Origin of the sequence: Corallococcus caeni (assembly GCF_036245865.1) — a bacterium.
GTDB classification, from domain to species: Bacteria; Myxococcota; Myxococcia; order Myxococcales; family Myxococcaceae; genus Corallococcus; species Corallococcus caeni.
In genome coordinates this window covers 105070-117141 of sequence record NZ_BTTW01000005.1, presented here as the reverse complement: position 1 = coordinate 117141, position 12072 = coordinate 105070, and the positions used below count along the sequence as shown (strand labels likewise).

Below are 12072 nucleotides of genomic sequence, written 5' to 3'. Positions count from 1 at the left end.
GGGTCCATGGGAGCCGGGGCACGGCCGCCAGGCGGGGAGGCTCACGCGCGCCCGGGACACACGAGGGTCCCCGGGCGCGCGCAAGTCACAGCCTCAGGGCACCGCGCACGCCGTCGCCAGCCGCACGTCCTTGCGGCTGGTGTCGCTGGTGGTGGCCGCCAACGAGTCGCAGTCCATCACGCTGGACAGGCCCGTCAGCGGCTCCACCATCAGCACGCTCTTGGCGCGGTTGGAGGTGAAGCGGAACTGGATGGCACCGTCCGTTGGCGCCGCCGCCGCGACGAGCGCGGGCTGGCCGAGCTTGCCCTGCATGCAGTCCATCTTGTTGAGCGCCGGCCGGCCGGAGCCCGGCAGGAAGCACAGGTTGTTGATGTTCGAGGCGTTCATCGTGGACGGGATGATGATGTCCGGCCCCGTTTCGCTGCAGCACGCGGGCGTGTTGCGGCAGGTCTTGTTCACGCAGGTGGTGCTGGGGCACTTGTCCACGCCCCACGCGTCTGGCGTGTTGATGTCGTCACCGCACTTCAGCCGCTCCCAGCGCGCCACGGTGTACTGACGGCCGTCCGGCTGGGTGACGTTGGGCTCCACCACGATGCGCACCGGCTGGCTCGTGCTGATGGCCAGCTGACGGGCCCGCAGCGCGGACGACCACAGCTCGCGCGTGGCGATGCTCTCCCGCTGGCCGCCAATGCGGGTCTGCATTCCCGCCACCGCCAGGGTGATGAGCACGGCCACCACCGCCAGGGCGATCATCATCTCCAACAACGTCATGCCACGCGTCTGCTTCATGGGGTCACCGGGGCCGGGGGCCGCGTCAGGCCCACCGTCATGTTGCGCGCCGCGACCCGGAAGGTGTAGCGCCGCCGCGTGTAGCCGTCCTTCGCCTGGCCCTCTTCATCCGTGCCGGTCATGTCCGCGTCCCGGTTGATGCGCCGCGTGCGGATGACCAGCGTCACCTCCAGCTCGCGCACCCGCTGGCGCAGGCGCTGGATGACCTGGGGCACCGTCGTCGCGGGCGGCAGGGCCGTCCCCGTCGAGTCGCGGTCGTCCGACTTGCAGGCGCCCGAGGTGTAGCGGGCCACGGTGCAGTCGGAGATGGCCGGATGGGGGGCGCTGGGGGTCACCGTGTTGTCGCCGGGGTACCAATCCAGCTTGTTGTTCCCGCCAGCGGTGAGGTTGACGACGCCCTCGCGCACGGTGAGCTGCTCCACGTCACGGCTCAACACCGACCAGGCAGTCTGGTTCGGCGCGCGGTACTCCAGGGTGGGGATGCCGCCCTTCCAGTTCACCCGGTAGGCCGCGCCGCTCAGCCGCAGGGCCACCCAGTTCTCGATGTCGCCGGACGCCTTCGTCCACAGGTCCTTGTTGGCGCAGAGGGCCGAGCGGGGGACCTGGGCGGTCGCCGCCTTGATGACGAGCTTGGCGTTGGCCTGCTGCACGCTGTCCACCAGCACGGGGCAGGCCTTCTTGTTGCCCCCGCTGACGAGCACCGCGAGCGTGGGGTTGGTGGTGTCCACCAAGGCCGTCGAGGGATTGGGGCGCGTGCAGAAGGTGACGCCCGTCGCGACGTCCTCTTCGCGGACCCGGGACAGCGACGGGCAGGTCGCCAGGGTGATCATCCCGTTCGTGTCCCCCCAGTAGAGCTGGAGGGCGTCCGAGGCCGGGAACCCGGCGGGCGGCGGCTCGAAGGTCGCGTCCGCGCCCAGCGTCGTCCCGATGCCCGTCTTCAGGTCCGGCTTGGACCAGACCGTGATGGCCGAGCGCTCGTCGTTGGTGTCGAAGGAGATGGGCGTGTTGCCCATGCCGGTGCCGGCGCGGGACACGTCCAGCGTGAGCAGCTCCTTCACGGCCCGCCCGGTGACCTGGGCGGTCATCGTCTGTTCCTCGAACAGGGCGCGCTTCTGCATCTGCGTGCCCACCACCAGCCCCGTGGTGAGCACGATGACCCCGAGACCGCTGGCGATCATCACTTCAAGGAGCGTGAAGCCCCGGTCGTGGAGGGAGGAGGGTCTCATGGTGCCATCCGACTCTGGAGGACCACCATCTGCCGGTCCGCGCGGATGCCCGGCTCATCCCAGCTCACCGACACCCGCACGTTCACGAGCGTGCCCGCCGTGGTCCCCACGAGGTTGCGGGTGATGGCCGGCTCACCGGCCTTGCCATCCTCGATGGTGGCGGGGACCTTGGAGTTGTCCACGTCCACGGTCACCGTGTACTTGCGCGCGACGACGTTCGGATTCGCCGGGACCGTGTTCCGCAGGAGCCCCTCCGACGTCTGGTACACGTCGAAGGTCTGGTTCGTCGCGGTAGCGCAGGTGTCCGAACCCTGGCAGCCCTCCTGGAGGATGTTCTCCAGGGTCTGCTCCGCGATGATCTGCGCCTGGTTGGCGGTCAGGGTGCGGCGGTTGGCGCGGGTCGTCTGGCTCACCACGGTCATCGCCGCCGCGACTCCCACCAGCATGACGGCCATGGTGGCCATGACTTCCAGCAGGGTGACACCCCGTGAGGCGCGCTGCTTCATTGCGGCAGTCTCCCGTCGGGCAGCGGTTCCCACATCATGATCTGCGAGCGGGGCACTCCGCTCGTACCGGCCTGGTTGTTCCAGTTCTCTCCGCCCTTGACCTTCATCTTACCTGTCGCCGTGAGCACGAAGAGGTGCTCGTCGTGGACCACCGGCGAGGAGATGGCGTGGCCGTCCAGCTGGGCCCCCTGGCCGCCGACGAGCACGCCGCTCGACTGGTTGGCGGTGTAGGCCTCGCCCTTCGCGTCCGCCACCAGGCTGCAGATGTCCGCGGCCGTGCCCACCGCGGTCGCGGCGTAGATGTTCTCCGAGCTGAGCGCGACGCCGCCCCACAGCTTCTGGCCCGGGCCCATCTTCTGCACCCACAGCGGCTTGAGCTCCGCGCACGGCTTGCTGCCGGTGGGGTCCGGGTCCTCGAAGGCGAGCAGGTGGTACTGGTACGTGGGGTGCTGGGGATCCGCTTCCTTGAAGCCGTCCGTGTACTTGTCCGGGTTGTCGCTGGTGCCGAAGTAGAAGCGCACCGCGGGGCCCGAGTCCGTGGCGACGAGCTTCACCGCCATGTTGGAGTAGAGCTCCTGCAGGTCCAGCTGCGTCTGGTTCGCGTCAGCGCGGCCCGCCAGCGCGGACGACGCGTGGGCCACCATGCACTTCTTCACCTGGCTGCCCAGCTTGCGGGAGGCGCTCACGTCCTTGAGGTTGACGCGCCAGACGCTGCCGGCCGTCGTGGGCACGTACATGACGTCGTAGGAGCCGTCCTGGTTCAGGTCCAGCATCGCCGTCTCCGCCGCGATGCCGGAGCCCTGCTCGAAGGTGACGACGCCCGCGTACTTGGCGGCGCCGGGGCCGCTGCCGTACTGGAGCGGCTTGCCCGTCTTCATGTCGAGGATGTAGACGGCGCCCGCGCGCGAGTCGCCCGGCTCGTAGTCGGTGCCCACCACCGCCACCCAGCGCCGGTCCGCGTCCGCCGCGGAGCCCCAGGAGATGCGCGCGATGGAAGGCGCGTGCCGGGAGCCCGAGTTGTCCGGCATCACCACGGTCTTGGGGTTGCTGGGGTCGGCGATGATCGCCGCGGTGAAGGCGGACGTCACGTCCGTGTCCGCCAGGCTGAACTCCCACAGCGGCAGCGGGTACCACGTGTCGCTCGGGTTCGTGATGTCCAGCGCGAAGACCACCGGGCTGGCCTTGCCCGTGGCGGAGACGAGCACCGTCTTGGCACCCTTCTGCTTCTGCTCCGTGGTCGCGGGCGTCCAGGTGTAGTTGATGCCGCTGTTCCAGTCGTTGCGGTCACCCAGGTCCACGTTGGCGATGCTGGGCGAAGCGTCCATCTGCGGCCGGGGCAGGACGCCCGAGTTGCGGAAGCGCACGTACTGGTTGCGGTACTGGCCCAGCATCAGGTTGGGCATGTAGGCGAAGGCCTCTTCGCCGTCTCCGTAATCGCGGAGCGCCTGGGTCTTGTCGGAGGGGCAGGTCGTCGGGACGAAGTAGCCGCGGAACTGGGCTCCTCCCACGCAACCGTCGTTCAGTTCGTTGCGGAAGGCACCCGCCTTGAAGCTGTGCAGCACGCCCGACATGGTGCCCACGAAGGCCCGGGTGGGGCGCTCCTTCAGGGGCGTCATGAAGTTCTTGCGGTAGGTGTCGCGCTCGGCGCCCTTCGCGTTCTGGTACCAGTTGTCCTGGTACGGAGGGACCGCCACCGCCACGGTGGAAAGGTTGATGCCGCCGACGGGCCAGGGGCGGAACTGGCTGGCCTTCTTGTTCTCGTACCCGTACAGCCAGTCGATGAGGAACTGGCGGTCGCTGTAGGGGTCGTTGGCGTTCCCTGACACCGTGACGGTGCAGGTCTTGTCGAAGTTCATGTCGTACAGGTAGCGGCCGTCGATCTCGCTGTACGTGTTGCAGAGGGAGTCAGGCAGCAGCGTGCTGCCCATCGCGCTCACGTCCGCGCGCTGCCCCGAGTTGTTCATCGTGTAGAGCTTGCGAGCGGAGCCGGCCAGGGACAGCGCCATCACGCGGCCGGCTTCCCAGCGCAACTTCGGGTCGGTCTTGGCGACGCCCGGGTCGTAGAGCGACTGCATGTACAGGCGGCCGCGGATGGTGAAGTCCTTGGAGCCGTCATAGGTGCGGGTGCCGGCCGCGGGCAGGGTGCCCTCGGTGTTCCACCCCGGGCCCCAGTTCTGGCCTGGCGTCTCGTTCACGCCCCAGACGGCGACGTTGCCCAGCGTGCTGGGGCTGGAGCGCGCGTAGGAGCCGGAGCGCACCGCCTGATAGCCGATGTCGACGTTGTCGATGATGGGACGGCACAGCTCGCTGGGGCTGCTGATGTCCACCTTCCAGCACAGCTGCGACCCGGTGAGGCCCAGCGCCAGGATGTCGATCTCCACTTCCTGGTCGGGGTACTGCTTGTCGTTGTTGAACGGCACCGGCACCCACGTGGGGGTTGGGTTGGGCTGGTACACGCCACCGGCGTCCAGCACGCGGCAGTCCACGGCGATGGAATAGGTGATGGTGGGCTTCACGCCGCTCGCGGTGCAGGCGCCGATGACCTCCTCGGTCCAGCAGGGCGCCTTCGTGCAGGCGGTGACGGCGGGGCACGCCGGCCCCGTGCAGGCGGGCTTGGTGCGGATGCCGGTGGGCGGGCTGCCCGGGGTCGCGTACGGGGCAACGTCGTCCTGGCGGCGGAAGCGGACCTTGGTGATGGTGAAGTTCGGGCCCAGCTTGTCACCCTCGTTGTTCATGACGTCCGAGGACACCGTGTTGGACTTGGCGCCACCACCGTTCTCCTTGTTGATCATGAACACGATGTCGTTGAAGTCGCGGTCACCGCCGCCGTTGAGGTCCTCGAAGCCGAGGATCCACCGGAAGGGGTCCGTGGTGGGCGCGCCCACGATGACGTGGGGCATGTAGTTCATGCTGGCCATGGCCTTGGCCGCATTCGGGTCCGTGAGCTCCGCGCCCGGCGCCGGCACGGTCACGCCCTCCATGGGCATCTTCAGGTTCTTGTACGCGACCGTGTCCAGGCGGTTGAGCGTGTCCTGATCCAGCCAGCCGCACGCCTTCTTGCCCGAGGTTCCGATCTCGCAGGCAGCCGCGTCCGTAGGGGAGTTACAGCTGTCCGAGTAGCCGCAGCCGATGTTGCGCTCCGCCACCTTGTTGTCCACGGGCGCCTTGAAGTTCTGGTCCATGTTCCAGGTGGCCTTGGAGAAGAACACGGAGATGGACGTCTGCAGGTGCAGCAGGCACTTGCCGTCCTCGACGGGGTTGCCCGTGTAGGGCTTGCGCTTGAGGCAGGGTGCGACCGTGTCCTTGGACGTGTTGTGTTCCGCGTCGTAGTAGACGACGGCGAAGAAGACGATCTCCTTGCCGCCCTCGACGAGGCCCAGGTTGACCCGGCGGTCACCGGTGTTGATGTTGTTGTAGTTGACGTAGTCCGGGTCGCCGACCGGAGGCGCGGGGAGCTTGAGGCCCCGGAAGTCGTACTGGGAGACGTTGTAGTCCGGCACGCCGTCGTTGTCTTCGGTGGCGTCCTTGACGGGCCCGAGCTGGCGGTGGACGGTCTTGTCGGAGTCGTCGTCCGCCAGCAGGAAGACCATGCGCCCCAGGCCCTCGTTGTCGTTCTCCGGGGCGGCCGGCTCCAGCAGGTTGGGGATGTACGGGAACAGGCCGTTGTCGCCGTCGGTGCCGCCGACGTCGTTGGAGCCGACCCAGTCGTTGTCGATGTTGTCGTTCTCGCGGCCCGGACGCCCGTCCGTCACGTCCGTCTTCGCCTTGAAGGTCGCTTTGCAGTCGCCCTTCATCGCCAGGTCGGGCTCCATGTAATTCTTGCCACCGGACGTGAAGGACTTGTTACAGCGCCGCGTCTTGCCGATGTACCGGCGCGCGGCGGGGAAGGTGCTGTCGTCGTCCGGCGTCAGGTTGTAGATGGCTTCGTGCAGGTCGGCGATGCCGTTGCCGTTCTTGTCGAGCAGCTGGTGGGTGACGGCGTCCGCGTAGCCCGCATCCACCACGTCCTTCATGTACATGTAGCCGAGCGAGTGCGACGCACCGGCGGACTCGTACACGTAGTCGATGGTGACGTTCTGGTCGAACGGGAAGGTGATGTTCTCCGAGTCCAGCCGCTTGAGGTTGGTGTTGAGCTGGAGCCGGCCGTCGTCACGCAGTTCGATGGTCTTGTTCTGGACGGTGAGGCCGTCAGGGCCCAGCTTGAAGGTGCCCTGCTTGTCGCTGGCCAGGTCGTCCTGGCAGAGCTGCTGCGCGTGGGTCAGCGAGGGCATCGCGACCGTCAGCACCAGCGCCGTGAGGGTTCGTTGAAAGAGCGTGCGCATCACTGCTTCCCCTGGTTCTTCGGCTGGTTCTTCGCCTTCGCTTCGGCCTCGGCCTTGTCACGCGCCTTGAGTTCCGCCACCTGCTCCTCCATCTGCTTGCGCAGCCGCATCCGGCGCGGCGGGGGCGGGGCCACCACCACGGTGGACAGGTAGCTGGTGAGGGCGTCCAGCTCATCGCGCGACAGCAGGCGCGTGTCGCAGTTGGTCTTGGGGTTGATCCGGTGGGGGGACTCCACCCACGTGCGGACCTCCACCAGGGTCTTCTTGCTCAGCACCTGGTCCATGTAGGGACCCACGGGCTTGCGGACGCCGAGCGGCCCCACGCGGTTCTCCGTCGGGGTCCGGGCCTGGTGGCATTGCGCGCAGGCCTTGTTGAAGGCCACCTCGCCACGTTCCTGGGCGCTGGCGACCACTGGGAGCAGGAGCAGCAGGGGAATCAGGCGTTTCATGGGGGGCTCGTGGGGAGAGACGAGGTCACGGAAGGGTGATGGTGACGCCATCGGGCGACTTCTGGTCCGTGGGATTGTTGTAGGTCATGTCCGGGCCGCAGCCCTTGGTGATGCAGCCGGGCGCGAAGATGGATTCACCGGTCGCGTTGGTCACCAGCGCCTGGACCATGGAGCGCGTGGGACGGCCGCCCGCCGTGGTCACCTCGCCCACGGCGAGGATCCACAGCTGGCGGTTGCTGTCGACGGTGTTCTGGTCGTCGTCCGCGTCGTCCCGGACGAAGACGCGGTAGCGCACGTTGTTCTGCTCCGGGTAGTCCACGCCCGCGGGGATTTCAGACGCGCTCAGGTTGGTCTTGAGGATGGTGTAGTTGTTCCACTTGTCCGCCCCCGGTCCGGGCAGCAGCTCGTACCAGGGGGGATTGGCGGCGGCGAGCGCGGGGATGTCGGCCACCGGGGTGGCCCCTCCCAGCGCGGCGGGCAGGCCCATCGTGGAGTTGGCCCCGTTGTTGTTCAAGAGCAGGCGCACCGTCTCACGCCCTTCGGCGAGGCCCGCCTCGGCGGCGAAGAACGCCTGCTTCTGGCGGCGGGTGTCCGCCTGGGTGTCGGCCTCGCGGCCCACCACGCTGTAGCTGAGCATCACCGCCATCGTCACGACCGCGACCACGCCCAGCGCGAGCAGGAGCGTGAAGCCACGGGACTGACGGCGGAGGGTTGGGCGACGCACCATCGGGGGACTCCTTCACGTGCCCCTGGGGGGAGGCACGGCTTGGGAGCCCCTGAACAGCAAGCTTCGTGCCGGGAATTCCGCCGCTCAACCCGCCGGAATGAGGGGAGCCCGCGGAAGGGTGGGTGCCGTTTGACGTCAGCGGGCTGCGCAAACTTTGCGAGCCCGCTCATTCTTGCGAGGTGCGCCGCTGTCGGCGCCCGGCGTCAGCGCTGGCCGCCGCGCACGGCGGCGCGCAGGCGGAGCATGTCGTCCAGGACGCCGGGGTCCACCAGCTCCAGGGCGGCCCTCTGGGAGAGGGCGCGGGTCTGCTGGCGGTACTCCTCCTCGTCCTCCTCGCCGCCGCCCTTGCCGCCGCCGTCGCCGCCCTTGCCACCGCCCTTGCCGTCGCCGCCCTTGGGCATCAGCGCCACCGGCTGGGACACGCCCGGCTCCAGGCGGGGGAAGGCATTGGCGTCGGCGCGCACCGACGTGAAGAGGCTGACCATGGACAGGCAGAACACGAGGGCGACGGTGAGGGTCTTCATGGCGGCTCCAATTCTCCCACTCCCCACGACGCCTGGACGCGAGGGGTTATTCACGGAGCCTTCTCCTGGGGCTTGAAGGTGCGGATGTATCGCACCAGGGCGTCCATCTGCTCCGGGGTGAGCCGGTCCTTGTAGGCCTTCATCTTGGGGTTGTGGGACGAGCCGTTGGCGATGACGTCGCGCAGGTGGGCGTCCGACTCCGCCTTCTGCCAGGCGGCGCGGCTCATGTCGGGGATGGACTCCTTCTGGCCCATGCGCGTCTGGGCGCGGCCGTCCGGGCCGTGGCAGTTCTTGCAGCTCTTGTCCCAGAGCGCCGCGGCGTCCTCCGCGTGGGACACGGCCGGGGCGCACAGCAGGAGGGCGGACAGCAGGAACCACCGCGTCGTCATGCACGGTCTCCGAGGGAGGGGGAGCCCAGTATAGCCACGCGCTCAGGAACCGGCGCGGGGCCAGAAGGGCGTGGCGGAGCGGCCGGGCGGCTGGAGCCAGACGGACTCCAGGAAGCGCACCGCGTTCTGATCCGCCGGGTCATTCCGGGTGAACAGCGCCTGCGCGCTCGCGAGCACCGCCAGCGTCGCGAGCCCCGCAGCCCAGGCCGCCGGTGCCACCGCGCGTCCCGCCGCGTCCCGGCCCAGCGCCCAGAAGACGTACGCCGCCACGGCGACGAGCGCCGCGAACAGCACCGCGCCCGCCAGCGCCGTGGGCAGGCCCAGGAAGGCGAGGAGGTTGGGCGGGTGGTAGCCGGCCAGGAGCAGCGGCCGGGCCAGCGCGAGCACGGGGGTGGAGACGTCGTCGGGGATGTAGTTGACGAAGGTGGCCAGGCCGGTGACGAGCACGGACACCGCGCACAGCATGGCCGCGATGCCGGACAGCACCGGCCGGCCGGCGCCGCGCAGCCGCTCCAGCACCAGCCCCGCGGGCAGGAGCAGGAAGGGCACCAGCCCCGTGAGGTGCCGGGGCCCCGTCGTCCAGCCCCACGAGTCGTAGGTGAACGACGAGGTGAAGTACGTGTAGCCGGCGAGCGTCGCCGCGGACATCCAGAAGAGGGCGCGCGCCTCCGGCGACGTCCGCGCCTGGCGCTTGAGCAGCACGAGGCCGGGCAGCGCGAGCAGCAGGAACGGCGACAGGGTGAAGAGGCCCCGGAGCGGGGAGAAGAACGACAGCGTGAAGGCGCGCGGATCCGGCGTGCGGATGCCCAGGAAGCCGCCCAGGTGCCACGGCTGGTAGGCCGCGTCGTTGAGGTGCTTGTAGCCCGTCTCCAGCGGGTGCCCGAAGGTGGCCTGGTGGTAGAGCCCCAGCGCCACGATGAAGGGCAGCGCGCCCAGCACCGCGAGCCCCGTGGCCCGGCCCAGCTTCTTCAGCCGCACGGCCCACGGCTCCGGCGTGCCCAGGACGGTGAGGACGGCGTAGAGGATGAGCCCCAGCACGCCCAGCGCGCCGGTGTACTCGGCGGCGACGGTGGCGCCCGCGCACGCGCCGGCCACGACGTAGCCGCGCTCGCGCCACTCGCCCCGCGACAGCCGCCAGAGCGCGTAGAAGCCCGCGAAGAGCAGCACCGCCGTCGTCTGGTGGCTCATGAAGAGCAGCGAGTAGCTGAACGCGAGCGAGCCCAGCGCGTACGTCACCGTGACGCCGTCCGCGACGACGGGCGACAGGAACGCGCTGAGGAAACGCCGCACCAGCCACAAGAGCCCCAGCGTGGGCAGCACCGTGAGGAAGAGGCGGCTGAAGAAGACGAGCGGCACCTCCGGCACGGCGTAGCGGTGGCCGCCGCCCACGGCCCGCAGCGCCGCGTACACGGGCACCGCGGCGAAGGACAGGAGCGGCGCCTTGGACGGGTAGTAGCGCCCGTCCATCACCGACAGGTCGCCCACCGGGCCGTAGTCGCGCAGGGCGCGGTTGATCTCCAGCGTCCCGTCCTCCACCAGGGCGCGCGTCTGCCACAGGCGGCACAGCTCGTTGGGCGAGCGCAGGCCCGGGTGGTACGGGAAGAGGACCACGTAGAGCGCCGCCACCGTGGCCCACACCGCCCTCGGTAGACCGGGGGCGCGGGGCGCGGGCGCCACGGTGGGGGGCGCCGGAGCCGCGTCGACGGGCGGCGGGGTGGGGTGGGGCGCGGCGCTCACGCGGGCATCAGACGGCGCGGCCGACGGCGAACAGGCTCATGCCCACGGGCAGCTTCACCTGGCGCTCGGCCTGGGCGAACAGGGGCGCCAGCGTGTCGTAGATCTTGAGCTGGAGCTTGGGCACCGCGCGGCGGCGCAGGAGGCGGCTGTTGACGAACCAGCCCGGCAGGCCGACGAGGTTCATCCACTCCAGCGTGTCCACGCGGAAGCCGTTCTGTTCCAGCACCGCGCGCAGGGACTCCGGGGTGTAGCGGCGGTAGTGGCCCACGGCCTCGTCGATGGCGCCGAACAGCTGCGGCAGCGCCGGCACGAGGATGAGCACGCGGCCGTCCGGCTGGAGAATCTGGCGGAAGCGGCGCACCGCGGACGCGTCGTCCGGGATGTGCTCCAGCACGTTGGACAGCACGATGGTGTCCAGGTTCTCCGCCTTCAGCGACTCCCAGTCCGCCAGCGCCACGTCGGACAGGTAGGGGCGCACGTGGGGCTTGCCGCGGAACATGTTCTTCAGGCGGTCCACGTAGAAGCGCTCCACCTCCAGCGCGACCAGGTGCTCCGCGCCGCCCTCCAGCTCGCGGGTGATGGTGCCGATGCCGGCGCCAATCTCCAGCACGCGGCGGCCCATGTGCTCGCGGAAGCGGCGGCCCAGCCACTGGTTGTAGTGGGTGGCGCCGTCCATGCGCTCCAGGGTGGAGTAGCCCTCGTGCTGGTTGTCCGCGTCGTCGCGCACGGTGGCGTAGCGCACCAGCGTGCGCAGGCGGGCCAGGTGCGCGGAGGCCGGGCGGCGCGGCACGGCCTGCAGCGGCGGCAGGGCCACCTCCGTGAGGCGGAAGAGCTGCGCGGCCAGCTTCACCACCAGCTCCGCGTCCACCGCGTCGTCATCGCTGGTGAGCTGGATGGAGCGCAGCGCCTCCGTGCGGAAGGCGCGCAGGCCGGTGAGCGGATCCGTCAGGGCCACGTCGGTGACGAAGCGGGTGATGCCGCCCAGCGCGCGCTCGGCCACCATCTCCGGCGACATGCCGGGGCGACGGCCGAAGACGCCGTCGGCGGTGTCGTCGCGCAGGGGCTGCACCAGGGCGTCGTAGCTGTCCGGCGAGTAGGCGGCGTCCGGATCCTGGAGCACCGTGTGCGTGCCGGTGACGTGGGGCAGCGCGGCGCGGATGGCCGCCCCCTTGCCGCCCTGGGCGGCGAGGACGTGGACGTTGGGACCGGGCGTGACGTCCACCGGACCTTCACCCGCGAGGACGACCTGGGCCTGACCGGAGAGCGCGTTGGCGAACCGGGCGGCGGCGGCGGCGGTCGCGGGGGTGAAGGGCAGGACGACGGAAAGAGCAGGAACCATGGCGCCGCTCACTACCACAGGCGCTTCCAGGGTGCGCGTTCGCGGACCGGAACGGATGGACGAG

The 12072-nt window shown here is 69.7% G+C and carries 10 protein-coding genes; all 10 read right to left on the bottom strand.

Features of this window, described 5'->3' with window-relative positions:
* Positions 1 to 93: 93 nt before the first annotated feature.
* Positions 94 to 789, bottom strand: coding sequence for a pilus assembly FimT family protein (locus AABA78_RS21870; RefSeq protein WP_338265343.1), 696 nt, complete (start codon positions 787 to 789; stop codon positions 94 to 96).
* The gene (locus tag AABA78_RS21865) at positions 786 to 2015 is read right to left on the bottom strand and encodes a PilW family protein (protein ID WP_338265341.1); all 1230 of its coding nucleotides are present in this window, start codon (positions 2013 to 2015) and stop codon (positions 786 to 788) included. The genes AABA78_RS21870 and AABA78_RS21865 overlap by 4 nt, the downstream gene beginning before the upstream one ends.
* Entirely contained in the window at positions 2012 to 2521 is a 510-nt protein-coding gene (locus tag AABA78_RS21860) for a type IV pilus modification PilV family protein (RefSeq protein ID WP_338265339.1), read from the bottom strand. Before AABA78_RS21860 ends, AABA78_RS21865 begins: the two co-directional genes overlap by 4 nt.
* Positions 2518 to 6843 carry a DUF4114 domain-containing protein gene (locus tag AABA78_RS21855; protein ID WP_338265337.1) on the bottom strand — a complete coding sequence of 1442 codons (4326 nt, stop codon included), beginning with the start codon at positions 6841 to 6843 and terminating at the stop codon, positions 2518 to 2520. Before AABA78_RS21855 ends, AABA78_RS21860 begins: the two co-directional genes overlap by 4 nt.
* On the bottom strand, positions 6843 to 7292 hold the full coding sequence (locus AABA78_RS21850) for a c-type cytochrome (RefSeq protein WP_338265335.1): 450 nt from the start codon (positions 7290 to 7292) through the stop codon (positions 6843 to 6845). Before AABA78_RS21850 ends, AABA78_RS21855 begins: the two co-directional genes overlap by 1 nt.
* Before the next feature lie 25 nt (positions 7293 to 7317).
* Complete coding sequence (locus AABA78_RS21845) at positions 7318 to 8019, bottom strand: hypothetical protein (protein ID WP_338265333.1); 702 nt, start codon at positions 8017 to 8019, stop codon at positions 7318 to 7320.
* Positions 8020 to 8222: 203 nt separating this feature from the next.
* Positions 8223 to 8543, bottom strand: a complete 321-nt coding sequence (locus tag AABA78_RS21840) for a hypothetical protein (RefSeq protein WP_338265331.1) — start codon at positions 8541 to 8543, stop codon at positions 8223 to 8225.
* A gap of 50 nt (positions 8544 to 8593) precedes the next feature.
* Positions 8594 to 8932: a c-type cytochrome gene (locus AABA78_RS21835; RefSeq protein ID WP_338265329.1), complete on the bottom strand. Its 339-nt coding sequence runs from the start codon at positions 8930 to 8932 to the stop codon at positions 8594 to 8596.
* Positions 8933 to 8974: 42 nt separating this feature from the next.
* Positions 8975 to 10669 carry a glycosyltransferase family protein gene (locus AABA78_RS21830; protein ID WP_370469479.1) on the bottom strand — a complete coding sequence of 565 codons (1695 nt, stop codon included), beginning with the start codon at positions 10667 to 10669 and terminating at the stop codon, positions 8975 to 8977.
* A gap of 7 nt (positions 10670 to 10676) precedes the next feature.
* Positions 10677 to 12008: a methyltransferase domain-containing protein gene (locus AABA78_RS21825; protein WP_338265328.1), complete on the bottom strand. Its 1332-nt coding sequence runs from the start codon at positions 12006 to 12008 to the stop codon at positions 10677 to 10679.
* Positions 12009 to 12072 lie beyond the last annotated feature (64 nt).